This is a genomic window from Paenibacillus sp. BJ-4, assembly GCF_020404765.1.
GTDB lineage: Bacteria > Bacillota > Bacilli > Paenibacillales > Paenibacillaceae > Paenibacillus.
This window is the reverse complement of sequence record NZ_JAIVEM010000167.1, coordinates 1-26,323: the sequence shown is the minus strand read 5'-3', so window position 1 is coordinate 26,323 and position 26,323 is coordinate 1. Positions and strand designations below refer to the sequence as shown.

General features: G+C 43.3%; 28 protein-coding genes and 4 pseudogenes. 24 read left to right on the top strand and 8 right to left on the bottom strand.

The window, feature by feature from the left end:
• The 12 genes from lpdA to LCF57_RS25150 all read left to right on the top strand — a co-directional run bounded on the left by lpdA (position 1) and on the right by LCF57_RS25150 (position 10,073).
• Complete coding sequence (lpdA, locus tag LCF57_RS25200) at positions 1-1,422, top strand: dihydrolipoyl dehydrogenase (protein ID WP_226003110.1); 1,422 nt, start codon at positions 1-3, stop codon at positions 1,420-1,422.
• A gap of 250 nt (positions 1,423-1,672) precedes the next feature.
• On the top strand, positions 1,673-2,467 hold the full coding sequence (gene thyA, locus LCF57_RS25195; protein WP_226003109.1) for a thymidylate synthase: 795 nt from the start codon (positions 1,673-1,675) through the stop codon (positions 2,465-2,467).
• 16 nt (positions 2,468-2,483) lie between these two features.
• A complete protein-coding gene (locus tag LCF57_RS25190) occupies positions 2,484-2,972 on the top strand; it encodes a dihydrofolate reductase (RefSeq protein ID WP_226003108.1) in 489 nt (162 codons plus the stop codon).
• A 238-nt stretch (positions 2,973-3,210) separates the two neighbouring features.
• Positions 3,211-4,698, top strand: a complete 1,488-nt coding sequence (locus LCF57_RS25185) for a glutamate synthase subunit beta (RefSeq protein WP_226003107.1) — start codon at positions 3,211-3,213, stop codon at positions 4,696-4,698.
• 403 nt (positions 4,699-5,101) lie between these two features.
• Positions 5,102-5,284 carry a hypothetical protein gene (locus LCF57_RS25180; RefSeq protein ID WP_226003106.1) on the top strand — a complete coding sequence of 61 codons (183 nt, stop codon included), beginning with the start codon at positions 5,102-5,104 and terminating at the stop codon, positions 5,282-5,284.
• A gap of 734 nt (positions 5,285-6,018) precedes the next feature.
• On the top strand, positions 6,019-7,161 hold the full coding sequence (locus LCF57_RS25175) for an MFS transporter (protein ID WP_226003105.1): 1,143 nt from the start codon (positions 6,019-6,021) through the stop codon (positions 7,159-7,161).
• A 16-nt stretch (positions 7,162-7,177) separates the two neighbouring features.
• The gene (locus LCF57_RS25170; RefSeq protein ID WP_226003104.1) at positions 7,178-7,345 is read left to right on the top strand and encodes a hypothetical protein; all 168 of its coding nucleotides are present in this window, start codon (positions 7,178-7,180) and stop codon (positions 7,343-7,345) included.
• 343 nt (positions 7,346-7,688) lie between these two features.
• Positions 7,689-8,033, top strand: coding sequence for a PadR family transcriptional regulator (locus LCF57_RS25165; protein ID WP_226003103.1), 345 nt, complete (start codon positions 7,689-7,691; stop codon positions 8,031-8,033).
• Positions 8,026-8,580, top strand: a complete 555-nt coding sequence (locus LCF57_RS25160) for a DUF1700 domain-containing protein (RefSeq protein ID WP_226003102.1) — start codon at positions 8,026-8,028, stop codon at positions 8,578-8,580. The genes LCF57_RS25165 and LCF57_RS25160 overlap by 8 nt, the downstream gene beginning before the upstream one ends.
• Before the next feature lie 301 nt (positions 8,581-8,881).
• Positions 8,882-9,328 carry a MarR family winged helix-turn-helix transcriptional regulator gene (locus tag LCF57_RS25155; RefSeq protein ID WP_226003101.1) on the top strand — a complete coding sequence of 149 codons (447 nt, stop codon included), beginning with the start codon at positions 8,882-8,884 and terminating at the stop codon, positions 9,326-9,328.
• Between the two features lie 245 nt (positions 9,329-9,573).
• The gene (locus LCF57_RS28390) at positions 9,574-9,933 is read left to right on the top strand and encodes an IS66 family transposase zinc-finger binding domain-containing protein (RefSeq protein ID WP_413232228.1); all 360 of its coding nucleotides are present in this window, start codon (positions 9,574-9,576) and stop codon (positions 9,931-9,933) included.
• A complete protein-coding gene (locus LCF57_RS25150) occupies positions 9,858-10,073 on the top strand; it encodes a hypothetical protein (RefSeq protein ID WP_413232230.1) in 216 nt (71 codons plus the stop codon). Before LCF57_RS28390 ends, LCF57_RS25150 begins: the two co-directional genes overlap by 76 nt.
• Here LCF57_RS25150 and LCF57_RS25145 read toward each other — a convergent pair.
• Genes LCF57_RS25145 through LCF57_RS25125 form a run of 5 tightly spaced genes read right to left on the bottom strand, consistent with a single transcriptional unit; the run spans position 10,012 to position 10,823 of the window.
• On the bottom strand, positions 10,012-10,170 hold the full coding sequence (locus LCF57_RS25145; RefSeq protein WP_226003193.1) for a hypothetical protein: 159 nt from the start codon (positions 10,168-10,170) through the stop codon (positions 10,012-10,014). The two genes, LCF57_RS25150 and LCF57_RS25145, sit on opposite strands and share 62 nt — an antisense overlap.
• Positions 10,171-10,308 (bottom strand): hypothetical protein, encoded by a 138-nt coding sequence (locus tag LCF57_RS25140; protein ID WP_226003192.1) that lies wholly within the window; start codon positions 10,306-10,308, stop codon positions 10,171-10,173. It lies immediately after the preceding gene.
• The gene (locus LCF57_RS25135; RefSeq protein ID WP_226003099.1) at positions 10,268-10,486 is read right to left on the bottom strand and encodes a zinc-binding dehydrogenase; all 219 of its coding nucleotides are present in this window, start codon (positions 10,484-10,486) and stop codon (positions 10,268-10,270) included. Before LCF57_RS25135 ends, LCF57_RS25140 begins: the two co-directional genes overlap by 41 nt.
• Entirely contained in the window at positions 10,438-10,602 is a 165-nt protein-coding gene (locus LCF57_RS25130; protein WP_226003191.1) for a hypothetical protein, read from the bottom strand. The genes LCF57_RS25135 and LCF57_RS25130 overlap by 49 nt, the downstream gene beginning before the upstream one ends.
• Positions 10,599-10,823, bottom strand: coding sequence for a hypothetical protein (locus LCF57_RS25125; protein WP_226003098.1), 225 nt, complete (start codon positions 10,821-10,823; stop codon positions 10,599-10,601). Before LCF57_RS25125 ends, LCF57_RS25130 begins: the two co-directional genes overlap by 4 nt.
• Before the next feature lie 495 nt (positions 10,824-11,318).
• Between LCF57_RS25125 and LCF57_RS25120 the strand changes: the two are divergent.
• The 6 genes and pseudogenes from LCF57_RS25120 to LCF57_RS25095 all read left to right on the top strand — a co-directional run.
• A pseudogene (locus LCF57_RS25120) lies at positions 11,319-11,761 on the top strand (FAD-dependent oxidoreductase); the annotation flags it as partial.
• Positions 11,762-12,042: 281 nt separating this feature from the next.
• Positions 12,043-12,369 (top strand): annotated as a pseudogene (locus tag LCF57_RS25115) (toprim domain-containing protein); the annotation flags it as partial.
• 198 nt (positions 12,370-12,567) lie between these two features.
• Complete coding sequence (locus tag LCF57_RS28010) at positions 12,568-14,199, top strand: tyrosine-type recombinase/integrase (protein ID WP_226003097.1); 1,632 nt, start codon at positions 12,568-12,570, stop codon at positions 14,197-14,199.
• The gene (locus tag LCF57_RS25105) at positions 14,196-16,244 is read left to right on the top strand and encodes a hypothetical protein (protein ID WP_226003096.1); all 2,049 of its coding nucleotides are present in this window, start codon (positions 14,196-14,198) and stop codon (positions 16,242-16,244) included. The genes LCF57_RS28010 and LCF57_RS25105 overlap by 4 nt, the downstream gene beginning before the upstream one ends.
• A gap of 25 nt (positions 16,245-16,269) precedes the next feature.
• A complete protein-coding gene (locus tag LCF57_RS25100) occupies positions 16,270-18,645 on the top strand; it encodes a site-specific integrase (protein ID WP_226003095.1) in 2,376 nt (791 codons plus the stop codon).
• A 1-nt stretch (position 18,646) separates the two neighbouring features.
• Positions 18,647-19,090, top strand: a complete 444-nt coding sequence (locus LCF57_RS25095; protein ID WP_023988780.1) for a hypothetical protein — start codon at positions 18,647-18,649, stop codon at positions 19,088-19,090.
• On the opposite strand, the pseudogene LCF57_RS25090 reads toward LCF57_RS25095, so the two are convergent.
• Positions 19,090-19,423 (bottom strand): annotated as a pseudogene (locus tag LCF57_RS25090) (transposase); the annotation flags it as partial. The gene LCF57_RS25095 and the pseudogene LCF57_RS25090 sit on opposite strands and share 1 nt — an antisense overlap.
• Before the next feature lie 118 nt (positions 19,424-19,541).
• Here LCF57_RS25090 and LCF57_RS25085 point away from each other — a divergent pair.
• Positions 19,542-20,033 carry a Wadjet anti-phage system protein JetD domain-containing protein gene (locus LCF57_RS25085; protein ID WP_141695516.1) on the top strand — a complete coding sequence of 164 codons (492 nt, stop codon included), beginning with the start codon at positions 19,542-19,544 and terminating at the stop codon, positions 20,031-20,033.
• A gap of 496 nt (positions 20,034-20,529) precedes the next feature.
• On the opposite strand, the gene LCF57_RS25080 is transcribed toward LCF57_RS25085, so the two are convergent.
• A complete protein-coding gene (locus LCF57_RS25080; RefSeq protein WP_069012401.1) occupies positions 20,530-20,892 on the bottom strand; it encodes a helix-turn-helix domain-containing protein in 363 nt (120 codons plus the stop codon).
• A 142-nt stretch (positions 20,893-21,034) separates the two neighbouring features.
• Between LCF57_RS25080 and LCF57_RS25075 the strand changes: the two genes are divergently transcribed.
• Positions 21,035-22,027, top strand: coding sequence for a DGQHR domain-containing protein (locus LCF57_RS25075; RefSeq protein WP_226003094.1), 993 nt, complete (start codon positions 21,035-21,037; stop codon positions 22,025-22,027).
• 18 nt (positions 22,028-22,045) lie between these two features.
• Positions 22,046-22,381 (top strand): hypothetical protein, encoded by a 336-nt coding sequence (locus tag LCF57_RS25070; protein ID WP_069012400.1) that lies wholly within the window; start codon positions 22,046-22,048, stop codon positions 22,379-22,381.
• 285 nt (positions 22,382-22,666) lie between these two features.
• Here LCF57_RS25070 and LCF57_RS25065 read toward each other — a convergent pair whose 3' ends face one another.
• Positions 22,667-23,554 carry a TetR/AcrR family transcriptional regulator gene (locus tag LCF57_RS25065; protein ID WP_226003093.1) on the bottom strand — a complete coding sequence of 296 codons (888 nt, stop codon included), beginning with the start codon at positions 23,552-23,554 and terminating at the stop codon, positions 22,667-22,669.
• A 126-nt stretch (positions 23,555-23,680) separates the two neighbouring features.
• On the opposite strand from LCF57_RS25065, the gene LCF57_RS25060 reads away from it, so the two are divergent.
• The 3 genes and pseudogenes from LCF57_RS25060 to LCF57_RS25050 all read left to right on the top strand — a co-directional run.
• The gene (locus tag LCF57_RS25060; RefSeq protein ID WP_025723565.1) at positions 23,681-24,253 is read left to right on the top strand and encodes a hydrolase; all 573 of its coding nucleotides are present in this window, start codon (positions 23,681-23,683) and stop codon (positions 24,251-24,253) included.
• Between the two features lie 72 nt (positions 24,254-24,325).
• A pseudogene (locus tag LCF57_RS25055) lies at positions 24,326-25,795 on the top strand (MFS transporter).
• Positions 25,796-26,088: 293 nt separating this feature from the next.
• The coding region (locus LCF57_RS25050; RefSeq protein WP_413232227.1) for a carbohydrate-binding protein at positions 26,089-26,323 on the top strand (235 nt) is incomplete at its 3' end.

Below are 26,323 nucleotides of genomic sequence, written 5' to 3'. Positions count from 1 at the left end.
ATGGTAGTAGGAGACGCTTCTCTGGATATTGACACATTGGTTATCGGTGCGGGTCCTGGCGGCTATGTAGCTGCCATCCGTGCCGCACAATTGGGACAAAGCGTATTGATCGTTGACAAATCTGAGCTGGGCGGTGTCTGTCTGAACCGTGGGTGTATTCCATCCAAAGCTTTGATCTCTGCAGCTCACCAATACGAAGCCGCCAAACATGGCGAGTCCTTCGGTATTACGGCTGAGAATGTAAAAGTAGATTTCGCTAAAACACAAGAATTTAAAAACGGTGTTGTTAAAAAAATGACAGGTGGCGTAAGCGGCTTGCTCAAAGGCAACAAAGTTGAAGTTTTCAATGGTGAGTGCATGTTCATCAACGAAAACGAAGCACGTGTATTCAATGAACACGAATCACCACGTTACCGTTTTAAAAACGCAATTATCGCAACAGGTTCCCGTCCAATCGAACTGAAACCATTCCCGTTTGGCGGACGCATTCTGTCTTCTACAGAAGCTTTGAACTTGCCTGAAATTCCGAAAAGCCTGATCGTTATCGGTGGTGGATACATTGGTGCAGAACTCGGCCAAATGTACTCCAAATTCGGTTCCAAAGTAACCATCATTGAAGGTATGGATACTGTTCTTCCTGGCTTTGACAAAGATATGACTTCAATCGTTGCGAAAAGCATGAAGAAAACAGGCATTGAAATCTTCACTGGCGCTAAAGCGGAAAGTGCGGAACAAACAGATAAAGACGTAACCGTGAAGTTCTCCGTTAACGGCGAAAGCAAAGAAGTAACTGCGGATTACCTGCTTGTAACTGTTGGACGTCGTCCAAACACAGACGGTGAGCTGGGTCTGGATCTGATCGGCGTAGAACTGGATGAGCGCGGAATGGTGAAAGTTGATCACCAAGGACGCACTAGCATTCCTCATATCTTTGCAATCGGTGATATCGTTGCTGGTCTTGCTCTGGCTCACAAAGCTTCTTACGAAGGTAAAGTGGCTGCTGAAGCGATCGCAGGTGAGCCTTCTGTAGTGGACTACAAATGTATTCCGGCTGTTGTCTTCACAGATCCAGAATGCTCCAGTGTAGGCTACACAGAAACACAAGCCAAAGAAAAAGGCTACAACGTCAAAGTCGGTAAGTTCTCTTATGGAGCAAACGGCCGTGCCGTTTCCCTGAACGCTGCTGAAGGCTTTGTGAAAATCGTGGCTGACGCGGATACTGGTCTGGTGCTGGGTACGCAAATCGTAGGTCTGGAAGCTTCCAACCTGATTGCTGAGTTGGGTCTGGCGATTGAAATGGGTGCTACACTCGAAGATATCTCCCTGACTATTCATGCTCACCCTACATTGGGCGAAATCGTTATGGAAGCAGCTGAAGTCGTGCTGGGTCATCCGATCCATGCATTGGCACCACGTCGCTAATCCATTTCATTATCTCGTTTTTGGTTTTTCATACATCTTCAAGAGAGGCAAGGTGCGCAATAACTGCGTTCTTTGTCTCTTTTTTTCATGTTTTAGGATTATCAGGACTTCTATGAAAATTCAAACAGTACATGGTCAATGAAGTGCCGGACATGATAAACTAAATATAGCTATGGTGTAGAGCGAATTTTTCAAGATTAGATTCTAGCGCTGCTAGATCTTTAAAACATGTTTAAAGGGGAGAAAAGAAGTGCGCAACTATTTGGAATTGCTGGAGGATATTTTAGAGAATGGCGTAAAAAAAGAGGATCGCACAGGGACGGGAACACTATCTGTTTTCGGAAGACAGCTTCGCTTTGACCTGGCCAAGGGCTTTCCCTTGGTAACCACCAAAAGATTACATTTAAAATCGGTTATCCACGAGCTGCTGTGGTTTTTGCGGGGGGATACGAATATTTCTTATCTTAAGGAAAATGGAGTTACCATTTGGGATGAATGGGCGGATGAGCAGGGGAACCTGGGTCCTGTATATGGATCGCAGTGGCGCTCGTGGGAAACGACAGACGGGCAGCATATTGACCAGATTGCCAATGTCATTGAGTCGATTAAAAACAATCCGGATTCACGCCGACACATTGTCAGTGCCTGGAATGTGGCGCAAATCGAATCGATGAAGCTGCCGCCTTGTCATTTCGTATTTCAGTTCTACGTAGCTGGAGGAAAACTTTCCTGCATGCTGACCATGCGTTCAGTAGATACCTTTCTTGGACTGCCATTCAACATTGCAAGTTATGCATTGCTAACGCATATGGTTGCACAGCAATGCGGTTTGGAGCCGGGGGAATTTATTTGGTCAGGCGGGGATGTGCATATTTATTCAAATCATATGCAGCAAGTGCATACGCAGCTAGAGCGAGAGCCTTATCCGTTGCCTCAGTTGAAAATTTTACGCAAGCCGGATTCTATTTTTGATTACACTTACGAGGATTTTACTTTTGAAAATTATGAGTATCACCCAGGGATCAAGGCGCCTGTCGCTATCTGATTAGAGGAGGGAAAACATGGGGATTTCGATGATATGGGCAATGGCACAAAATGGTGTGATTGGCCGGGACAATAAGCTTCCTTGGCGTATCCCAAGAGACATGGCTTTTTTCAAAGAGCAGACGATGGGCAAAACTGTACTTATGGGACGTAAGACGTGGGAATCCTTTGGAGGAAAAAGCCTGCCAAACCGACGTAACGTGGTTTTAACCCGGGATCAGAACTACCAGGCAGAAGGTGCGGAAGTGATCCATTTACTCGAAGAGGGGCTCCGATTGGCAGCGGGAGAGGAACTGATGGTCATCGGGGGAGCAGAGATTTATTCACTTTTTTGGCTCCATGCTGATCGGCTGATCGTGACCCGGATTGAGGAGACTTTTGAAGGGGACACCACTTTTCCTGAGCTGGATTGGAATGGCTGGCAAGTAGTCAGTGAGACTCCTGGTGTCAAGGATGAAAGAAACCCATACGACTATCGTTTTGTCGTTTATGAGAGAACGAAGTAAGAAGGGGAACCATTTGACCTCACCGATTTGAAAATTTAATGAACCATATAAAAAATCCTTTTGGCTGTTGATGCAGAAAGTTGCATAAGTTTTCATCACTTTTGTGCTGTATTGTGATACAATAAATCAAATTCAACGAGAATAGACCCTTTCATGATACAAACAGACAAATTCGAATTTGACATAAATTCTGAATGGATGAACGGGGTTCATAAGCGAAGAGATGGGGGAACGTAACATGTCTACACCAACTGGATTTATGGAATACACACGGCAGCTTCCTACAGACCGGGACCCGGCAGAGCGTATTAAGGATTGGGAAGAATTCCATAAGCATATGTCTGAAGAAGAGCTGCGTACCCAAGGGGCACGTTGTATGGACTGCGGAACTCCTTATTGTCATACGGGGATGGATATCATGGGAGCAACTTTAGGCTGCCCGGTCCATAATCTTATTCCGGAATGGAACAATCTCGTATATCGTGGTTTATGGAAGGAAGCGCTAGAACGGTTGCACAAAACGAATAACTTTCCGGAATTTACAGGCCGTGTCTGTCCTGCACCATGTGAAGGCTCCTGTACAGTCGGCCTGATCGGGGAGTCTGTTACCATTAAGACGATTGAGGAAGCCATTATCGAAAAAGGTTTTGAGGAAGGCTGGGTTGTTCCTAATCCACCAGAAAAGCGTACAGGCAAACGAGTAGCTATTGTTGGCTCGGGTCCGGCAGGACTAGCTGCTGCTGCTCAGCTTAACAAAGCAGGACACAGCGTGATTGTATATGAGCGTGCAGATCGTGTGGGTGGATTGCTGATGTACGGAATCCCATCCATGAAGCTGGATAAGAAGGTTGTACAGCGTCGTGTGGATTTGCTAGAGGCGGAAGGTATCCAATTCATCACAAATACGGAAATCGGCAAAGATATCCCTACTGAGCAGTTAATTGCTGAGTATGATGCAGTTGTACTATGTGGTGGATCTACGAAACCGAGAGAATTCAATATTGAAGGCAGCGACTTGAATGGTGTTCATTATGCTATGGATTATTTGAATGGTACCATCAAGAGTTATCTGGATTCCAACCTCGAAGATGGCAACTATTTGTCCTCGAAAGATAAGGACGTTATTGTTATCGGCGGCGGTGATACGGGTTCGGACTGTGTAGCTACTTCTCTGCGTCATGGATGTCGGAGCGTCACTCAATTTGGTACACATGCTAAAGCTCCTTTGGAACGTGACCCGATTGCCAACCCTTGGCCACAATTTCCAAATGTGTACTCTCTTGATTATGCACAGGAGGAAGCAAAGGCGTTGTTCGGGGAAGATCCGCGTGAGTTCTCCATCATGACGACTAAATTTGCAGGTGACGAGAACGGGAATTTGAAAGAGCTGCATACCATCCAAATTCAACGTATTGTTGATGAAACAGGGCGTAAAATCTATCAACCGATTCCGGGTACAGAGCGTGTATTCCCGTCACAGATTGCACTTATTGCGATTGGATTTGATGGACCTGAGCAAACGATCGTAGAGGAAATCGGTTTGGAAACGGACCGTCGCTCCAACGTTAAAGCACGCTACGGGAAATATGTTACGAATGTGGAAAAGGTTTTTGCTGCGGGTGATATGCGTCGCGGACAAAGTCTTGTCGTGTGGGCTATCAATGAAGGTCGGGAAGCCGCGCGCGAAGTTGATAAATACCTCATGGGTGCTACCGTTTTGGTGTAAATCCAAGCTTTATCATTACGGATCATGTCAAAGCTCCATCTTCGGATGGGGCTTTGTTGTGTTTCAAGCTGTATAAAATCATGACCTGAGAGAACCGAGGTATCTATGGCATAATACATGTATAAAAAATTGCTCACTTAACACAACTGGTTAATACCTATAAAGAAGCGATGGATGAATTACGATTAGAGAATACCAAGTATTAGGAATTAATTAACCAACGCTTTGGACATATCGATGATTTGTGAAAAGCTTCATCCAATATTTCAAAATCGAACATATACGCCGCGTCCACCGCAACGAGCGGCTGAAACGTACTGCTGATTGACCAGATATCGTATTGTATGTTGAGACTTAAGTTTAATTTATGATAATAGGGGGTATTCAAAATGAAGATAATGATATGCTTGGATGGTGGCCCATGTCATTATTAAGTGATTCTGAACAAGTGGAGTTATTGATTTCAATTTTGGAAAAACATATTGATCAACTTCCTCATGAAGATGGTTTTGCAAATTATCTTGAAACAATACGATTTTTCTTGAAAACAAGGGCCCTTTATACAAAAGGCGGCTGTCTCTACTAGTGATACACTTATCGAAAATGTAGCTTATAATTTATGCACACAAATCAGCTTAAAGCAAACAGTAGGTGCACTAATAAGCGCTTTCGATAGGGTCGGGTATGCAGATGTAATGGATACAGCTGCCGTCATACTTACATTCGAGGAGCTTTTTGAGCTAATGTCTGAAGAGGAAGCTCAAATGTATATGTCGAACTCTCGGTAACTGATAAAGATGAGCTATCTAAAGGAGAGCTTATAGAGTACTTGGAATCTTATTTAGCCGAGCTCTGTTTGGAACTCCAGCATGATCCGGCTGATCAGTTTGTTCAAGGAAAAATGAAGAGTGTGCAGCATGCCTTGAAATTTGCAAGAATGCATATGGATGCAAGAAAAAACGGGTCAGTTTATTATAGAGCTCTCCAAACACCTGTTATCGAAGCTACTGACCGACCGTGTAAAAGAAATGCATAAGCTTCTCCACGATAGAGAAACAATGTCTGTTTACTCCGATTGTACCGCCATTATAGACCAAAACATTTTAGGTGTAGCAACTTGATTTGTTGAAGATTTTGAGGCTTTCATGAAGCGTTTCTACTCTTCCTATTGAGAATGAAACTGGGTGTGTAGAATAAAAGAAGCTACATGTGGACGATTACGTTACTAGTCGTAAATCGTCCCTTTTTTTTGAAGTCTGCGAAAGTACTGGTCCTATAAATTGAGCAAATATAAATATATGAGTGTGGGAGGATTCTATCTTGATTGCTGGAATAAGAGGCTACCTGTTTCTCATGTTCACTGAGATGGTGTCTGCTATCGGAAGTAGTTTGACAACGTTTGTACTAGCTTACTGGGCTTGGAAAACGTTTGATAGTCCAAGTGCCATTGCCCAAGTAACCATGTCCTTTTTTTTGCCAATGATTGTTCTATCCCCCCTTGTAGGTGTTCTAATCGATCGGTGGAACCGAAAAGCAGTTTTTGTCGTCACTAACATGATTTTGGTATTGATCCTGCTGTTGCTGACGGCACTGATGGCTTCGGATCAACTCCAGCTTTGGCATATTTACGTAACGGCTTTCTTCCACTCCTGCTGCACCACGTTCCGCAATCCAACACTTAACGCTACGCTGGGCATGATGGTCGACAAGGAGAAAATGACCAGAGTCAATGGTTTGACTCAATCTTTAAATGCTACGGCCTTCATCTGTGGTCCCTTAATCGGTGCGATATTGATGGGCCTTCATGGAAGTGCAACCTTGTTGCTGATTAATGCCGCGACCTTCTTAATTTCAGCTGTTGGTGCCCTGGTAGTCGCTATTCCTAGCCCGCCTAGAAGTGGAATAAAACTAAACGTATATAAAGAGATCAAAACGGGTGCGCAGTTTCTTTGGCAAAAACCGACACTTGTTTCATTAATTGCATCCAGCACGGTTTTCAACCTGTTTGGGTCTTTTCTCGTTGTACTCCTGATTCCCATGTCGTCAACTGTATGGCAATATAATCCGGATGCGTCTGTTCTATTACGTATGTTTGAGATAGTAGGGAGATCATCTGGTAATCTGCTTGATGCGCAGATTAGCGGGACTATGCAAGCCGTACTTTTTTTAGGTTCCATTTCAGGCGGTCTGTTGATTGCCAGTTGGGGAGGTTTTAAAGAACGAATTTGGAATGTTGTCGTCGCTTTGCTGCTAGCAAGTGCTTTTGAAGCTTGCGTGTCGGTGAGCAACATCTGGATTGCCGCTGTGTCGTTATTCTTCACTGGTCTTGCCGGGCCTCTTTACAATGCAACTGCTCAAGCTATCTATCTTAGTAAAACCCCCCCCGGAGTTGCAAGGCCGAGTATTGTCGCTGATTTCGCTACTGGCTCAGCTTACTTATCCGGTGGGGCTGTACATCGTTAGCGTATTAAGTGACTTCTTGAATCCAAGTCAGTTGCTGTTCGGAGCGGGAAGCTTGAGTTTCGTATGTTGCACCTTATTTTTTATCTTTTCTAAAGTACGCTATGTCGATCAGGAAGTGCCTAATCACGATGTGGACAATGTGAGTAAGCAGGCGACAGAACAGCGCAATGTTCAAGCTAATTAGTTCTAATCATGTTGTTTAGCGGTTAACTGATATTCCCCCCCACGTTTGTCGGCAACCAAGCGTGGGGCATATTTTGGGAAAGCAAGCTTATCGAAACGGCATAAGATAAAACATCGGGCAGAAGCTTGAATAAGTATTATGCAGAAGAAGGTACCTTGCATAACACAATAGTGTATGATAAGATGTTAAAAAAGGTTTATTTTATCATTCAATCCAATTAAATACTTAGCTTCGCGTTGCCCTATGCTTAGGTAATGTCTGTTTGAACCAACGATTTCCCGGATGCAAACGACTGTCAAAAAGCAGCAGGTTTACAATATCGAAAAGAGGTGAACACGGAGTGATGGAGTGGACTTCTCAGATAAGGAGAGGAATTCTCGAGCTATGTATTCTTCACTTAATTGAACAAAAAACAAGGTATGGATACGACATCTTGCATATTTTTCAACAATGGGGATCTCTCACTATTACAGACGGAACGATATATCCACTCTTAAGAAGATTGCAAAAAGAAAATTATATTGAGTCTTATTGGCAGCAGTCTAATTCAGGCCCGCCTAGAAAGTACTATAGGATTACCCCGTATGGAGTAAAATTAATGAATGAAATGACAAATGAGTGGGAATCAATCGTATCAGCCATCAATGATATTAAAAGCGGTAATTATAGGGGGGGAAAAAATGGATAAAAAACTTAGTTCTACAGCAGAAAAATATTTAAGAGAGCTAAATGATTATCTGCATAAACTACCAAGAGATGAACGAGAGGACTCTGTTAACGAAATCCGAAGCCATATTGAGGAAGGTTTACGTAAAGGGTACGAAGAACAGGTTATTTTTAAAAATTTAGGAAAGCCTTCCGATTTAGCTAGCTCTTTTATTTGGGGGGGCTACCTAAAACGGAATTCATCAAACCCGTTGGCAATATTGGGGAAGATAGGATTCTATTTTTCTGCAAGCTTCATAAGCATGTTTGTCATTCCTATTTTTACTACGTTAAGCATCGGATTTGCAGTTGGTTCTCTGCTAGTTGTTTTCGGAGGTTTAGCACGTACTTTTGGCGCAAATTGGGCGAATATGTCTTGGTTTGGCATGGAAGTTCCTAGACTGCTTAGTTTCCCCGTCTCCTTGCTAGTGGGAATACCACTCATGTTGTTAGCTTGGGGAAGTTGGTTTTTTCTGATTAATTATATGAAATATTTGACAACAAAACATCGGAGAATACGGTTCCGTTAAAGGAATATGCAAAGAGATCAGAGATAAACTGAAATCCCGAACTAAAGAGTCAGTCAAGGTGAAGCCATACTTCGACACCTTGACTGACTCTTATTCTAAACGTGAGCGTCAAATGGCCCCCGCCTAGCAGCGGGAGATGACCTCGGTTATGCTGTAGTTTATTTTTCTTCATCTGACAGTCGGCGGGAGGCGAGTCTGACCAGGGCAGGAAGGATTTAATCGCTTCGGCATCAAGCGAACCGGAAATCTGCGGCAACTGCTCGAAGACAAACGATATGAGAAAAACGGGTAGGGGAAGTGAATGATATTGCAAGAGAGCGATCAATTTGTAAGTCCGGAACGAGCCATGAGATTGTTCTCCACAATGTATAAAACAAACCATTTAATAGTTAAAGAAGTTGAGGAGCAGCTGCAGTTCTTTAATTTAACTCTTGGAAAGTTGTACCTGCTTGTATCGCTCAAGCGTCTTGGAAAGACTGCTCAGCCCTCTGAGCTTAGCGATGCTTTATCCTTAACTAGAGCCAATATAAGTGGTTTACTGAATACGTTAGAAAGTAATTGCCTCGTGAGTCGCAAGGTAGATAGTTCTAACCGCAGACGGATTCTCGTACAGATGACGGATGCAAGTGAGAAGTTGTTTGAGGATGTTTTGCCTGTATATGTGCAAACACTATCAAAACGCATACAAGCAAGATTATCTGACAAAGAGCAAGACCAACTGATTCTCTTGCTTAATAAACTAAGTTGAACTCATTCCTTCCTAAATGATCCTGAACAACTGGAGCAATAAAATAAAAGACTGGAACAGCAAGTTGCCGAACTGTCCATCAAGCTCAAATGGTAGGAGGAGCAGTTTCAACTGGCGCAGCAAAAGCGCTTTGGCGCATCCGGCGAAAGAGCGCATATGGATCGGTTCGAGTTGAATTTGGATCAACGAAGTCGAGGTGCTGGCGACGCCGCCGGGCCGAAGAGCCGCAATGGAGAAAGTGACCTATGAACGGCATACGAGGGCCCGCGAGCGCAAAGAAGACCTCTCGGACCCGCCTGTGGAGACGATTGTCTATATCCTCAAGGGAGGCGAGTAAACATGCACATGCTGCGGTGGATCGCTACATGAGAATCACCGAGTCGCGCAGCGAAATCTCCATCGTGCCATCACAGGTCAAGGTAGTTCGTCACGTGCGGCGGGTCTATGCCTACTGTCACTGTGAGTGCAACGAACTCACACGCCGATCGTCGACAGCGGCGCCGGGCAGGGGTGCAACCAGTCGTGCACGATCGAGCGCAAACTGGTGGAGGCTTCGTCCGAAGAACGCTGTGCCGAGCGGCAAAAGCAGAGTGTTCCGGTGCTGAAGGCATACGTTATGTGGCTGAAGCAGCAACGGTCTCGGACGTTGCCGCAGATTTCCGGTTCGCTTGATGCCGAAGCGATTAAATCCTTCCTGCCCTGGTCAGACTTGCTTCCCGACGACTGTCGGATGAAGAAAAACTAACAACAGCATAACCGAGGTCATCTCCCGCCGCTTGCTCCAGCGGGTAACGCTGGTCAATGACCGAACGCAGCTTGCCTTCCTCGATCAGCTCCTTCAATTACGTCAAATCTTCCGCATTTTCCTTCGATGCTCCGCCGATTACTTTCTTGCCGCTTGTTAAGTTGACCCATAACCCGCGAACAACCGGCAGCGGGCTAATATGTACCGCTCGCAGGTAGAAGCTGTTCGGTGCCATACGTTTGACGTAGGCCTGGAAAGAACTCTTCCCGAACGTCATCTGCGAACTTTTCCTTCGTATAATCTATGACCCGGTCGGCCCCCAGAGATTTCACTAACTCCACATTAGACGTGCTGCATACTCCGGTTACTTCCGCGCTAAAATGATTGGAGAGCTGAACAGCATATGTCCCCATGCTGCGGAAGATCCGTATATGAGGGCACGGCTTCCACGTTGGATGTTACCCTTCCGGAGAAATTGCAAGGCGGTATAGGCTCCGACCGGAACCACGGCCGCTTCTTCGAATGTCATGTTCGCAGGCTTGAGCGCGATTCCGCCGTCTTCGGGCAGGCATTTGTATTCAGCATACGCACCGAAGCCGATTCCCCTGGCTTGAACCGGGTAACATCGCTGCCCGTCGATTCGACCACACCCGCCTTTCGAAACCGAGAATCTTGATTCGCTTCGGTCTCCATAAACCGTTGAATAAACGCGACAGGAAAGGATCTGCCTTGCGAATGCGGCAGTAGCATAGATCTTGATCAACACCACCATCTTTCGGTAACGGTTTGGTGACCTCCCGCAGCTGCAGCACATCCAGCGGTCCGTATCGGTCGTATACAATCGCTTTCATACATTTCTCCCCCATTCAACTTTTGGTAAGTTACCGTTCTATACGATGCAATTTGAATAAGGTGCCGGAATTTCTGGATATTTTTACATTTTTCTGAATGAACATGCCCGCTAGAGTAATGACCTACAACAAGATCTGCGAGGATAATCAGAATCATCAGGGGTAATTATGTACGTATACAGGCCTGTTTACTATCCATAAAATGGTAGAAAAAAAGAACCTTTCCTGTAGACTCGTTTTTACCACCAAACCGATTCAAGAAAATAATCACGATTTTCCAGTCGGGATGAAGTGGAAAATGTCAAAAATAATTGTGAAAATAAACTTGCAAAGGTAAAGGAAATTGAGACCGAACGAAAAGAATTTCAACTTCCTCAACTCTTTAACTTATCTTCCTTGGCCGCAATTTCCACATGTGTATTCTCTCGATTATGCACAGGAAGAAGCGAAGGCGTTGTTCGGAGAAGATCCGCGTGAGTTCTCCATCATGACGACCAAATTTGTAGGTGATGAGAACGGTAATCTGAAAGAGCTGCACACCATTCAAATTCAACGGATTGTTGATGAAACGGGCCGCAAAATCTATCAACCGATTCCGGGTACAGAGCGTGTATTCCCTGCACAAATTGCTCTTATTGCTATTGGATTTGATGGTCCTGAGCAAACGATTGTAGAGCAAATTGGTTTGGAGACGGATCGTCGCTCTAACGTTAAAGCACGTTATGGAAAATATGTTACCAATGTGGAAAGGTTTTTGCTGCAGGTGATATGCGTCGCGGCCGAGAAGCTGCACGAGAGGTTGATAAATACCTCATGGGCGCTACCGTTTTGGTGTAAGTATAAATTTTATGTTACGAATCAGTCAAAGCTCCATCTTCGGATAGGGCTTTATTGTATTTCAAGCTGTATAAAATCATAACCTGAGAGAACCGTGGTATCTATGCTATAATACACGTATATTGTTGAAGCGTTAGACTGAATTAATTTACAAAGGAGCTTTCGTCGGGAGAAAGCTCCTTTTGCATGAGGCCATGCTACCTGTGTTTCCTGTACATCTCATGTATATGTATGATTCGTAGAAGGAAAACAGAAGGCCGTCAGGAAGGAATGGAATATGAATGAAGACGTTGATTATTGCTGAAAAACCGGATATGGGGCGGACGATTGCAGCTGTTATGGAGCCGCGTGCTAAAAATAACCGCACCTATTTGGAAGGGGAGAAATACATTGTAACCTGGGCAATTGGTCATTTGCTGGGTCTGGCTGAGCCGGATGCATACGATGCCAAGTACAAACGATGGAATATTCAGGATCTGCCCATTATCCCTGAGCAGTTCAAAATTGTACCGAATCCCAAAACAAAGGATCAGCTGAAAATGATTGGTGAGCTGGCCAAACGCTGCAATGCCATTGTCAATGCATGTGATGCCGGGCGGGAAGGGCAGTAAATGGGAAGTAAATAATGTAAATCTCGAAACCCCTTATCTTATCTATGGATAGGGGGTGAATTATTGTTGTCAGAATGCAACGTATTGTGTAGAATTAAAGAAAATTATGGAAACATAATTGAGGTGGGGGTGGTCCCTCTATACTCAACTTATACAGAGGAATGAATAAAAATGCTTGGGAGAGGGGGGGAGTGTGTGTATAAAGAGCTTCTGAGCATAGCACAGCTAATGGGGGAAACAATGCGATTGGTTGGGTATGCCCGATACTACAAATCCCTTAACATTGATGGTTTACATTACATACATCAAGTAGAAGGTACCCAAGTGATCGCTATTGTTAAACCAAATCATAGTACTCATCATGAAGCTACAACATTTTTAATGAATCTATTATTAACGGAAAAGCTAAAAATGAATACGGTTACAGGGCATGCCCAGAATCTGAAAAAGTTCTTGGATTACATGATGTTCTGGAGGCTAGAGGAAGATTTTGAACATATCCATAATATCGAAGTAAAAGCAGGTGGACCGTATCCTATTGAAGTAATATTACTGGGATTTGCGGATTACCTTCGATGTATTCCAAAAGGTTACAAGCCATTTGAAGATTTAAAGGTGGCGACTCACGGGATTCATTGGTCTATGTTAAAGAATATCCCCCTTAACAAACATGCAATGGCAGAAGGGAAGCTATCAACCGTAATTCGAAGCAGTCATAACGATTTAAAGAAAACCAACTGGTGTGAGTACCCGTCTGGTGCACTTGCTCCGATCATCTATACTGCATGTGCATATCTGAAGTTCTTGCGTGATAGAACAACAAGATTTAAATACCTGCCATTAGAGCAGGTTCCGAGAAAAGAAATAAGAGATAATCATTCATTAATAGCGGGTACTGCGGGTAGTAGGGTGCGGATAGTGTTTGATGTGGAAAATATTGCTCGAGATTCCGGTACTGCAGGACCTGGAGGAGGGAAGAGCAGGCAAGCCTCTCCCATTAACCACGACAAGGTCTTTAGTGAGACCGAAGCAGACATGTTCTTTGAATTGATCGATCCGTATGAAAATGCTTTGGATCTTCTTCTCTTTGCGATATTGCGTTACTTTGGATTACGCCCTGGTGAAGCAGCTGAGATTCGAATTGAGCCGTCAACAATTCCTTCCAACTTAAACGTGTATCATACAGCAAGAGAGGAATTAACCGAGTCTCTTTCCGGGAACTTGCAGTTTGTAAAAGAACGCGGGTTGCGGGGGAATTGGGTCATTGATACGGGATGGAAAACGAAGGCTTCCTGCAGGGACGTGGCGTTGATAACTCACAAAACAATTGATCCATTTAGCAGGAAAAATATCCGATTTCCAACACAAGAGGAGTTCACTGATCTTCTGTATTGGGCACTTCTTCAGCGGCGGGAACTTTTGTCTTATTACACAAGTGAAGATCATGGCTATCTATTTGTATCAGAGTCAAACAATTCAAAAGGGAAGCCATTAAGTAAGAAAGGCGTTTACAGTAAGTATAATAATTTGGCTGATGACTTATTTCAACGAACTGGGGGAAGCGTAGACCTACGTTCCTACTATCCACACACCTTCCGACACTTATTCGCGACATCACTTCTCCTAAGATATCGCAGATCAATCGAAGAGATCAGCAAGTGGTTGGGGCATTCTTCTGTTGTGATTACGCGCGATACATATATTCATTGGATACCTGAGTCAAATAATGACACAGAAAAAGGTAAAGTAGATCATTTAGGGAGGGTATTTATGCGACAGGCGGAGATCTCAGAGGGAATCCACGCGCATGAGGAGGACTCGGAATGACACTAGAATGGACTCCATTATCGGAATTTCGCAAATTTTTAAAAAACACGCTGCGTTTGAATCATGTGAATCAAGTATTTTCTTCTATAAAAAATCCCGTCCTTCAATTATTTACTACATTTCCGGCCCCGGATAACTGGTTAGCTGTACCGCCTGAAGAGAGACCAACCTTTCGGCATCGCGACAGTCGAGACCTATGGTATGTCATTTTCTGGGCTTGGCATACAGGTTTTTGCAAGGGAAATGATGTAGTAGCACAATATCGTCGAAACGACTTGGTTTGTTACCTGTCAACCAGAGGTCGTGTTAATCTGTCGGATTTCCCCGTCAAAATGGGCCTCCTCAAAAATTCAGAAGCAGAACACATCCGCAAAAAAGACTCAAACCGTATAGGTTTGTTCAACAAACTATCTATACACCTTCTAGGTGTTATGAAACCGCTGGGCGATTTCACGGAAGAAGATATAGCGTTAGCGGATGTAATGCGTCCGAACGACAAACGTTATAACGCCAAGTGTTTAAAGGACATTCTTTTTGAGCTTGGATATTCGGATGAACCAGGAAGACGTAGGCAAAGAATACTGTTTGACGATTGCTGTGAGCATCCAAAGTGGGGGGATATCGCACGTGAGTTTCGCGAGCATTTAAAACGAAGTAATTCGCTAGACTATTATATTCGTAAAGCGGGCAGTGCTTTGCATAAATTTTCCAAATGGCTTGACCAGCACGGGGAGTCGGATGCTTCATCTCTCGAGTATGAAGATTTTCTCGATTTGTTTGATTACATTTCAAAGAATAACGATGGAGAGGAGTTTTCAGCTAAGTATACCGGGAACAATCTTCTACACATAAAGTTATTCTTTGATTGGGGGAAAGGTTCTCATACATTTTTTCCAACATACGTTGACTGGCCCAGTGATTTATATTCTGGAATTCATCGTGAGGCCCAAGAAGAAACATATTCCGGTGATGGCCTCGCTTTTGATGACCCAAACTTCCCGATGCTCATGAAGGAAGCAATTGAAAATTATCATCCCGAAGATGATGTTGAAGTTTTATGTCGCGCTTTTTGGTTAATTATTGCCTCATCACCGGTGCGTAAAACGTATCTGCTCAATCTTCAGGCTGAAGAATGTATGCTGCCATTGCCTAATGCTCCATCAGCGGTAGGATTATACAGCCCATATTCAGGTATTGAGAAAGCTAAACATCGTAACGGCCAATTTCCTATAATTGATTCTGCAGGTCTTAGAGCGGTCGAATTTTTACAGAAAAGATCGAGCGATAAAGCCTTCCGACCGATACGGAACGAAAGAGCGGATGCATCGTATGTGCATCTTTTTCAATTGGAGAAATATCCCTGGATTTTGAATGAAAGACAAATATATAGGTTTTTTGACAAGATAGCAGAATTTATTGGACATGGAGATAAAAAAGGGAAGGCTCATGGTTACAGACACTATCTCATAACTCACATTGCAATCGAAACCGGGAACAGTGAGTTAGCACGACTTGCTGCAGGTCATGAAAATCAAACCATGCTGAATCGATACTTACGAAGTAATCTCTCCCGTCAAGCATTGTTATTTGCTACTATTAAGAAATATCAGGATGGTGAGATTGCGGGACGGTTTATTTGGCGAATCTTCGAAGCACTTGCCAGCGAACAAACTGAGCCTGACGAATTGATAAAAGCTTTGGGATCTGAAGAGCTATCTTTAGATGAATTCTTTGCAAAATTCGGGCTTCCAGCTCCTACAGGTGTAGGAAGATGTTTAATACAGGGGGCTTGCCTTTTTGAGGCAAAGTGTTTTTCCTGTCATCATTTCGCCATACGAAAAAGTGAAGCAGCACAGGCATTTCATACTTTGGCCAGATTAACCAAGGACATGTGGAACATGATGCGAGGCAGTCGGGATTTTACAACCAAAAACGCCAAGGCGGCCGGATTAGCTACGCAAATAGCGTTGCTTGGGGACATGATTCGGCATTTCGGCTATAGTGACGAACAGATTCAAATAGAGGTTATCAGTCGACTAGTCTGAGCTTAGATTGGAAAGAGGTGAAATCGTGTCGCAAATATTAGCTTGGCAATCCCTGAGATTTGGACCCATTACTGTAAGGCGAAAGGGACAATTCGAGAGTAGAGAGCATCTGACAAGATCGGAGTATGAACAATACAGATCGGCAGAGACTTGGGGACGGGTTGAACCTATTTTATCAAGCTCCTTAACGGATTTGGTACAACCCACAATATTTTTCAAGTTACCCGGCACCCAAAGAGATTACGTATTACTGCTTGCCTTTTTACAACGGATCAGTTTGCCTTTAGAGATCGTATTTCCAACCAAGACCGAATTCAATAAATTTCCTTTTCCCGAGTTACCGAATTTTGAGTACTTTGATGCGCTTTACGATAAATACTATCCGGTATTGTATCCGATGGATAGCGAAAAACAACTACAAAAGGCAAAGAAAAGGATTCCTTTGCTTCGAACTGTAGTTTGCTTATGGTTCGCAGGTTACGCCCTTAAGGAAGGGTTAGAGGGTAATCATATTATTACTTCCTCTGTATTAGCAAAAGCAAGTAAGATCGCTAAATATCATAGAAGTAGTTTAACCCTCCTAGGTAAGATGTTAGCTAAAGAAACAGATTCCTTGATTGAAAATAAACCGGTCATACCTTGCGATGAAGCGGAAAGAAGTCTCTGGATAGCCGCGGGAATATATCCAACCCAAACGCCGTTTGAGGAGAGTCTCTATACCTTTGCATTTTCTTACTTGAGGCAACGTGTGAATGATTCAATAACTGATGATTATTACGACGATGAAGGAAATTTACTTTTCAGATACGGTAAAAAAACTATCAGCATAAATTATTGGAAAGCGATAGTCAAGTACATCCGGTATTTTGCAATCAAATGTCGATCAAAAGGTCTTACTGACATAAGCGAGAATTCAATATCAGAAGTATACACAGAGATTTTTGGCCAGATGAAGGGACAAGAAGATAAGACGTTTTTCCGAGTGGCGCTTCGACATTGGCTTAGGTGGCTTATAAGAACTACAAATGCTTCATACAACATAGAACGGATTATGCCAAGACCTAGACGTGTTATGTCAAAAGATCATGGACGAGTATTTAGTATGTCCAAAGCTTATATTCTTGTGCAGACCTTAATGAACGATCAAACTCCTTTAATTAACGAGAACATTCTGATGGACTTTCGTCATAGGCGGGCTTGCCTGTTGATGTTATCAACTGCAGCAAGGCCTCATGAAATAGTTAATTTGCTTCAGAATGCTTTATTTATAGATTCGCAGGATAATTCCTGGATTCGTTTTCACAAAACCAAGACCATTCGCAATCAACCCGATCGAAACGGCTATGAATGGGTTCATCACGCTCTAGTGAAGAGCGATGCTGCAAGATGGTTTAACGAATTGATTCATTTTGCCCCATCAGAACCTATATTTTTTCCAAGAGAGTGGGGTGGGGATGGCCTTACGGAACTTCGTTTACTGGCTTCAAAACATAATGATGGCCCTATACGAACTAGCGGACTGTATAATTTTTTAACTCGCATTCAATCGAAGTTATGGCCTGAACTTAGGAAGCCATATTTCACACCCCATAATCTAAGAGCGCTCCATCTTACTTATCGGCGTATCTTAGGAGACAATGATGAGCTACTAGAGAGGCAGGCCGGACATAGTCATCCTTCCTCAAAAAAGCCTTATACGGAAACAATGCCTGCAGAAGAAGTTGCAAAGTTTGGTCATCTACTTCAAAAAGGCGTTTGGAGAAAGAAACCGGAAGGGGAGGATGCTGATAAGACAGAAGGGGCTGGAATTTCGTCTACTGAATATGTAGCCATTGATGAGATAACCGAAATTTCATCTAAGTTTGAGGTCACGCCTCAAAAGCTAGATGAAGCATATAAATTAACCCAGAAAATTATAGAGGAATCACCACGTTTCCAAGGTAAAGTTATTGATTTGGAAGATGAGTTACACGAGGTTAACGTAGGTGGTTATACGCATAATTGTAATGCACATGTCTTGCTAAACTGTGGTCATACACCCGGGCATTGTAGAGCATGTGATGATTATAGTCCTGATGAGGGTACAGAAGATGCGCACAAGGCCGACATATTTCGTGAAATGTTGCATTATTACTATTGTCTCGATGCAGAGAAAAATTTCAAGTCCACAGGACAACGAAAAATGGTTTTTCAGAAGGCTGAGGATATAAAGGAACGGTTGAACAAAACAGAAAGAAGTCTCTGGGTAAATAAATTTAAAATGCCGCCAAATGAGGCGAAAAAACTGCATTCATTGCTCTTTAAGAAAGCAAAGGCATACTTTCGTGAACAGTCTAAAGAGAAGCCTAATCCAACTAATGCAGAAGTGCTTTGTTATATTTTAAGTGGGGAGGTAAAGTAAATTGGCTCGTCCGGTTTCTTTCAGTAGCAGCGACTTGGCATGGGAATGTGCACAAGTAAAAAGAAAGCTTTTAAATGATGTCAAAAAGGGGCGATTATCGCGTCTTTCAAAATCAGATGTGTACGATATGATTGCAAAACGCCCGCGAATCAGATTGAAAAGCTCGCGAATGTTGTGGACGGGTTCCTATAAGGAATATTTGGAAAAATGGTTCACCAAATTGAATGAGGAAATACAATTAATCCTAGACTCGGCCTCTGAAGGAGAACCAACGATTACAAGTCCTGAGATTGTAGCCCAGGAGCACCGGGAATTGCAAGCCAAGGTTACTCATTTAACACAGCTTATAAGTACGTATAAAGATGCTTTGGACGAATTACGCATAGAGAACGGACAGTACCGAGAATTAATCAGCCAGCGTTTCGGAGATATTGACTTATTCTAATGATCCTGAATGTCCCGTGTACTGATACCCTTCGCATACATATGTGCTCCTCAATGCCGGTCACATTCGTTTGATTTTTCTTCACGACTACAGGTTCAAATTCTACATCACCGTATTCGGAGGTTACGGTTTTCTTACTGTTGTAGCCGTCGCGGCTGTTTCTCGTTTGTTTGTTTTTACATCATGTTTCTCATAACCGGGATGCGTATCCAGTTCGGCTTCTAATGCTTCTTGAAGTACATCTGCAAATAATTCCTTTAATGTCCATTGAATATCTTCTGCCGATTGAAAATTATGCTCTTTTACGAATTGACGTAATTCTTGTTTTGACAATAATCCGCTTCAGGTCACCATGTGCTTATTCCTCCAACTTTGATCTAGTAGTCAGTATTGACAAATTTATCTCAGTTGAAGTAAAGATTATGTCCAAACTAAATTGTTACTTCAAGCCTTGTACGGAATTGAATTACAAATGGGTGAATCTCTCCCGGAGCGACTATTCTTTGGTGTGACGGTTCACTCGCAATTAATGAAAGCAGGCCGCGTGATAGATTTGAGGGCTGAACGCATTCTTATCATTGGAAATAAAACTGTATTTCATGAATATATCCAATCGTTATCGAGAATTGGTAATTTGTTAGAGAAGAAGATCATTGTTGTTTATCTTGGAGGTTTTCCAGGACCGGATAAACGATTTTTTCTTCGGCAAATCCAAGATAAATTTGATAAAAATGGTCTTCAGATTGAAGTTCAGTTTTGGGGCGACATCGATTGGGGAGGGTTCCAAATATTCCGGCATTTGCAAAAATCAGTGTTTCCACAACTACGACCCTATCGTATGGATAAGACTACTTTCCATCAGCATTTGGATTGGGCAGAAACCTTCACTGCAGATTATCAAGTCAAATTGGAGCAGCTACTGGAAAACACGGATAATTCCTAGTTTCACGGATTAATTCGAGAGATGTTGTGTACGGGCAAGCGTTTAGAGCAAGAAGCTATACTATTATAAACTGTATTTCAGCCACTGGTTGTTGCCGAATTCTATAAGATTCGTGGTAATACTTTGTATTGACAGTGTATTTCACAATAGCCGCGACTTTTGCGGCTTTTTTCATTTATTGTTATTAGTTGTTTTCTTGGACTGGGACAAAAATCAAAATTGAGCCTTCTATTTTTACCATAAAAATGCAAGTAAATCCGTAACTGGCCGATCAAGGAAACAAGGTTGTTACCAGGTTGGTGTAGAGCAAGGTAACGTCTGGGTATCTTGGCGGCTTATTTAAATGGGGGATGAAGAGCCAGTTGCAGACTACATTCTCAGTTCCCGGCTACAGCAAGCGATCAAAGCGTGATCGTGTGCTGACACCGGCGGTAAGCTTGTCCCTAGACACCAACAATAAACAGCACGCGATTCTCCAAGACCATGACATCTTCTTTTATTTATTCTTTGTACCCCCGGTTGTTTCAAAAATGTCATTTGTAATCCGATAAATCATGCTGATTTCCTCTAAGCTTTTTTGAATTAGCAGTTCCTGAAGCAGTTGAATGACGGTCATTTTATTTGAACGTATGCTGTCTAGTTGAATATTCTCCAATCTTAGTAACTCCAGCATCGTCACATCCAAAGCCCTCGTTAATTTATCCAATGTCTCTAAAGAAACGTTCACTTCTCCACGCTCGATTTCGCCGATATAGGATTGTGACATATCTACTTTTTCGCCAAGTTGCTCCTGTGACAATGATCTCGCTCTTCTGATTTCGCGGATTTTATAACCAATAATTGTCTTCAGTTCAGACATGTTACTCGCCTCCAATATTAGGTTAGGCAAGAACACCAAAAACTAACATACTGTTATAACATCTGAAATATTGATTTTAATAACTAAAACATCTATATTTAGGGTATAATTTAATTTAAGTGGTAAGGAGCTAAGTTAAAATATGAATGTTTTACCGACACAGTCAGTCATCGAAAATGTTCTGCAGTATAAAATGCGCGGTAAGGTAGCATACCTAGGTCATGTAACGGCTTCAGTTGCTGTTAATTTAACATATGTCAAGCCGTATAACGATCCATCTGGGAAAGGATATCAGAGACCAGTAGATCCCAAACGGTGCCACGATTTTTCGCTTTATTTATCAAAAGGGGACGATGCTTTATTTACTCCCGTTCTACTCAATGCCAATTCACAATGGGAATTTGTAGCGTATGATAAATTTAGATCTTCGTATGGAAGATTAATTTGCAAAGGTAAAGCATCTTTAATGGACGGCCAACATCGCTTGGGTGGGATAACAAAGTACATTAAAGAAACCAATTCTGAGCTTAATGTGCCATTTCTAGCATTTCATTGCTTAGACGAAGACGAAGAAATTCGTTTGTTTGATGTCATCAATACGAAAGCAAAAGGAATTGGTTCGTCTTTAAGTCGATTTCTGCGCAGAGATTCAGATGAGCTAAGTTGGGTCGCTACCGAATTAATGGTTCAGAATAGTAGCCCCTTTTTTAGTATTGGGAGTATAATCGGGAAACGAAATAAAGATAGGCATATCACGCTCCAAAACTTATATAAGACGCTTCATTATCTGACAAAAGAACCGCGAATTGCTTCTTTATCCAAAGAAGAAAAACTATCTTTATCTTTGAGTTATTTTAATTCTATTAGACAAACATTTGAAAACGAATGGAGCAATTACAAGGACTATCGCCTGACACATATCGTTTGTTTGGATGCTTTGTCGATCGCAGGATCTGGAATATTGGATAGGGCAGTACACAATCAAAATAAGCGGTTCGACTACGCCTTAATAGAAAAAGCCGTAAAAAAATTAAAGAGAGTGGACTGGTCGATGAATGGCCCGCTGAAATATCTTAAAGGGCTCCCAGGATCAAGGAGTTTAGCAGAAGAACTTAAGGAACAAATGCTAAAATAATTTGATAGAGGTGTATACATGTCTGGGACGAATAGGAGAGTTGAGTCGCTAGTCATAGTAGATCCAGAGGGGAATCTCCAGCCATTTCATTTTATTGACCATTATAGAGAGAATGACCAATTTTATTGTATTTTACGTCACTATAACGAAATTAAAATTTTCAAGTTGGTTGAAAAAGATGGAGAGTCTGTTTTGTTTATGGCACCATTGTGCGATGATGATTCAACCGTTGTGCCAACTGAATATAAAATTGCCGGCATCAGTTTTGATGCATTAACAACAGATAGTCAATTGTCCTGTAAATTCCAAGTATCACAAAATGGAAAATCAATAAATATACAGGAATATTTATAAAAATAGATGTTTTTCTAGGATTGTCAGCAGGTTCAATGGTTGGGGGACTGATCGTAAACCATTATTCTGTCACGACAAATTCCTGGGTTGGCGGACTGATTGTTATTTTAGCTATCATATCAGCAATCTTCTCCTTAATAACAAAAAGCAAAGGAATTGACCGTTACATCTTAGGAAAATAATAATTGGAACTAACCACACCTAATGAGCCAAACAATAGAGCGACGGTCGGTGTCAGTAAGTGCATAACCGTCGCCCTGAATCTGTGCTGGACTTCGAATCGTTCTAAATACCCGAATAAATAATATTCCTCAACTGGATGACCAGACTTTTGAGCTCTTTCTCTCTTTCCAAATAATAGAGCGAAGCTTGCAGCAACGGGAGATTCGGTTCCGCTTTTCTAACCTCCGTCTGGATAAAATGGCAAAGCTCACTCAGCTCCGAACGATGCTTGGCGCTGGACGAAAGAATGTTAAGGGCCGAATCCATCTCCCGGAACAGTTCGGTAAGGATCTGCTCTTTCTCCCCTTGGCGGTTCCCGAGCCCCCAGTTTAAATACCTCTCGAACGAAGCTTGTTTCAGCAGAGGCTTCGGATCGGAAGCCATCATATGCTTAACGAGCACGTTGAGCTTGTCAAAAATAAACTTTGCCGTTTCCTCGAGCGATAACGACTTTTCTTCATAAACAATCCAAAATAGATACTCCTTCAGAATCGCTCGATAGATGGAAACCAAATCCCACAGATACGGATGGATTTCTTCGCCGTACACATGCAGCAAACACTCACTATGCCATCGGATGAGCCGCCCTCTAACCTTGTGTCTAAGGGGGTGGAACTTGGGATTCTGTTGGATAGGGAGCTCCGTAAATTCGACCAGAATATGCTTGTATTCTATAAAATAACGGAATCGAAGAATGATCTGCTGTATAAACTGCTCTTCCGGCGAGAGTCCAGGAAGGCGCGTCAGCTCATCGACTTGATCAAAATAGTCGTTATGGCATTGATCAAACACCTCGCTGAATAGGTCTTCCTTGGAAGGGAAAAATTTATAGACGGATCCTTTGGCAATACCGCAATCCTCGGCAATATCCTGTATCGTCGTTAAAAGAAAACCCCGTTCCTTAAAAAGCCTCGTCGCCGATTTTAAAACCTCTTCCCTTGTCACACTCATAAACAATGTCTCCCCACTTGACTATTTTTGAATCATGGTACAAAATATAAGACATCAAGTCAAATGACCAAATGTTTAATATTTTAAACTTCAGGTCAAATCCAAAGGGTGAGGAGAACATATAGAATGGAAAAATTATTGGATCCGCAAAAAACAGCGTTAGTTGTCATTGATTTGCAAAAATGGCTTGGTAATCAATACGCCCCTTATTCCGCCGAGCAGGTAGTATCTAACGCTGCCGCCTTGGCAGATGCTTTCCGTGAGCAAGGCTCAATGGTTGCCCTGGTCCGGGTATCTAGCAAAGATCTGAAGGATATCCCGAGACCGAAGTTGGATTCGCCTGCACCACCACTGAATCTGCCTGAAGGATGGGATCAAATCGTCCCGGAAATGCGGGTCGCCGAAACAGACCACATCATTACTAAAAAGCAATGGGGAGCTTTTTACGGAACGGAGCTCGACCTGCAGTTGCGTCGCCGGGGAATCGACACCATCGTCTTATGCGGCATCGCTACCGGGCTTGGCGTGGATACGACCGCGCGGGAAGCGTTTATGAATGGGTATCAGCTGATTTTGGCGATCGATGCCATGACCGGGTTTTCTCAAGCCGAGCACGATCACGTGAAAAATTTTATTTTTCCACGCATCGGGCGTGTTCGGACAACACAGGAAATCATTTCTGCCTTTGCTGAAGTTTGAACCCAAAGGAGATGTGCCCTTGGATTTATCAGGTTCCAGGGGTCGTTTTTTTATTTCAGGAGGTTGGTCTCTATGACCCAAAAGAGAAGTCCCAAGTCCGATAGGATGTACCCCTGGTATGTCTTATCTGTAACCAGTCTCGGAGCGTTCCTGGTTCTGGTCAATATCGGAACGCTTAATGTCGCATTGCCGGAATTAAGCCAGCAATTTCATGCGAATGCGGCAGCTTCCAGCTGGATTTTACTTTCCTATATGCTGGTAAACACTATCCTGATTTTAATCTTCGGACAAATTTCGGATATTTTCGGAAGAAGCCGAATGTATTTAATAGGAATGGCCATCTTTACCGTATCCAGTTTACTACTCGGTTATGCTTTTAATGTAGAGGTACTAATCCTTCTTCGGATCGTACAGGCTGCCGGAGGAGCGCTCGTAGTGACGAACACAACACCGCTGATTACCGATGCGTTTCCCCAATCGCAGCTGGGCACCGGTCTCGGTCTGAATTTATTGTCCGCTTCCGTCGCGCAGGTGCTTGGCCCGGTCGTCGGCGGCGTGGTCACGACCGCCTGAGGCTGGAGGTGGGTGTTCTGGTCTAATGTTCCCTTCGGGATCATTGCTCTCATCTGGGGGCTCTGGATTCTAAGGGTGAAGCCCCTAGCGCAGCTCCATAAAAAAGTGGACGGATATGGAGGCATCATGATCTTTGTCGCTTTAGCGGGTCTAATCATTGCTTTATCCAAGGGGGGAGAACTGGGCTGGGGAGACAAGCAGGTGATCGGAGGTTTTGCGATATTCGCCATATTTACTACTATATTTTTATGGCATGAGCATCGTTCAGCATCACCTCTACTAGATTTAAGCCTTTTTGAAAGCTGGACGTTCAGTATGGGGAACATCGCTACATTCTTTAATTCTTTTGCCCGTACGGCGGTTGCTCTGCTCTTCGCTCTCTATTACCAATTTGCCTTCCACCAAAACGCGCTTAATGCCGGTCTAAGGATCCTTCCAATTACGATAGGGATGTTGGTCATTTCTCCGATTGCTGGCATGTTGACTAAGAAGGCGGCCATTCGAGTTCTGGCCTCACTTGGAATTCTTATTTCTATAGCAGGACTACTACTACTCCTATTCGTGGTCGGTGGAAATTTCTCTTACGGGGTCACCGCTTGCGGCATGTTGTTAATCGGGGTCGGGACCGGTTTATTCCTTACCCCCAATACGACGGAGATCATGTCAAGCGTTCCGGAGCAAAGCCGCGGGGTGGCGAATGGACTGCGGTCCATGCTATATAACTTGGGTCAAGTGCTGAGTACGGCTCTTTCTTTAACCATCGTCGGCGCAGCGCTGCCAGCCCACCTGAAGAACGTGCTGTATTCCGGAAAGAACAATGTGATTTCTGCCGTTGATTTTGCTTTCGTCATTCACGGTTACCGCTGGGTCATCATCGCACTAATAGGGACTTCTCTACTCGCTCTTGCTGCCTCGTGGTTCCGTCCGCAACAGAAAAAAGCTTACGAAAGCTCTTCAGCGGCCTCTTGACTTTGACGCATTGATGCCGCGTCAATCCGTCCGATCCTCATCGATCGGTCCTGCGGCTGCCGCCATAACCCCAGCGCGTCCGGTAAGCCCAAACTTCTGGAGCTAGCGATATATATCCGGCGGGTAGTGGAGCGTTGCGATATACTTTCACACGACAACAAGATATCCTCTTCTCCTAAATTCCGCCTTTTGGAGGCGCGAAAAAGATGAGAGTTCTAAAGTTAGAACATGTAGGTGTTCTAACACATAACGAACATTGTTCTTTACGAACAATGTTCGTTATGGTATAAATATTGTGTGAACGTCCAAATACTGCATATGCGGTAAATGATACAGTAACATATAGTGGAAGTACTTATACCTGTCTTCAGGCACATACTTCCCTTGTAGGCTGGGAACCATCCAATGTTCCTGCTTTATGGAAGAAAGGCGGCAGCGGAACTACGCCACCTACAACACCGCCAACAACGCCACCAACAGGTCCTTCAGTAACAAAGCCTTCCGAAGTTCCAAGCCACATATGGACAT

What these genes read in the sequence shown, in the direction of transcription:
- LCF57_RS25075 (WP_226003094.1), top strand. Translation starts at nt 21,035, where the DNA reads ATGAATGTTTTACCGACACAGTCAGTCATCGAAAATGTTCTGCAGTAT.
- LCF57_RS25125 (WP_226003098.1), bottom strand. Translation starts at nt 10,823, where the DNA reads ATGCTACTGCCGCATTCGCAAGGCAGATCCTTTCCTGTCGCGTTTATT.
- LCF57_RS25065 (WP_226003093.1), bottom strand. Translation starts at nt 23,554, where the DNA reads ATGAGTGTGACAAGGGAAGAGGTTTTAAAATCGGCGACGAGGCTTTTT.
- LCF57_RS25140 (WP_226003192.1), bottom strand. Translation starts at nt 10,308, where the DNA reads ATGGCACCGAACAGCTTCTACCTGCGAGCGGTACATATTAGCCCGCTG.
- LCF57_RS25190 (WP_226003108.1), top strand. Translation starts at nt 2,484, where the DNA reads ATGGGGATTTCGATGATATGGGCAATGGCACAAAATGGTGTGATTGGC.
- LCF57_RS25155 (WP_226003101.1), top strand. Translation starts at nt 8,882, where the DNA reads ATGATATTGCAAGAGAGCGATCAATTTGTAAGTCCGGAACGAGCCATG.
- LCF57_RS25180 (WP_226003106.1), top strand. Translation starts at nt 5,102, where the DNA reads ATGCTTGGATGGTGGCCCATGTCATTATTAAGTGATTCTGAACAAGTG.
- LCF57_RS25130 (WP_226003191.1), bottom strand. Translation starts at nt 10,602, where the DNA reads ATGACATTCGAAGAAGCGGCCGTGGTTCCGGTCGGAGCCTATACCGCC.
- LCF57_RS25165 (WP_226003103.1), top strand. Translation starts at nt 7,689, where the DNA reads ATGGAGTGGACTTCTCAGATAAGGAGAGGAATTCTCGAGCTATGTATT.
- LCF57_RS28390 (WP_413232228.1), top strand. Translation starts at nt 9,574, where the DNA reads ATGAACGGCATACGAGGGCCCGCGAGCGCAAAGAAGACCTCTCGGACC.
- LCF57_RS25185 (WP_226003107.1), top strand. Translation starts at nt 3,211, where the DNA reads ATGTCTACACCAACTGGATTTATGGAATACACACGGCAGCTTCCTACA.
- LCF57_RS25105 (WP_226003096.1), top strand. Translation starts at nt 14,196, where the DNA reads ATGACACTAGAATGGACTCCATTATCGGAATTTCGCAAATTTTTAAAA.
- LCF57_RS25070 (WP_069012400.1), top strand. Translation starts at nt 22,046, where the DNA reads ATGTCTGGGACGAATAGGAGAGTTGAGTCGCTAGTCATAGTAGATCCA.
- LCF57_RS25160 (WP_226003102.1), top strand. Translation starts at nt 8,026, where the DNA reads ATGGATAAAAAACTTAGTTCTACAGCAGAAAAATATTTAAGAGAGCTA.
- lpdA (WP_226003110.1), top strand. Translation starts at nt 1, where the DNA reads ATGGTAGTAGGAGACGCTTCTCTGGATATTGACACATTGGTTATCGGT.
- LCF57_RS25060 (WP_025723565.1), top strand. Translation starts at nt 23,681, where the DNA reads ATGGAAAAATTATTGGATCCGCAAAAAACAGCGTTAGTTGTCATTGAT.
- LCF57_RS25135 (WP_226003099.1), bottom strand. Translation starts at nt 10,486, where the DNA reads ATGGGGACATATGCTGTTCAGCTCTCCAATCATTTTAGCGCGGAAGTA.
- LCF57_RS25080 (WP_069012401.1), bottom strand. Translation starts at nt 20,892, where the DNA reads ATGTCTGAACTGAAGACAATTATTGGTTATAAAATCCGCGAAATCAGA.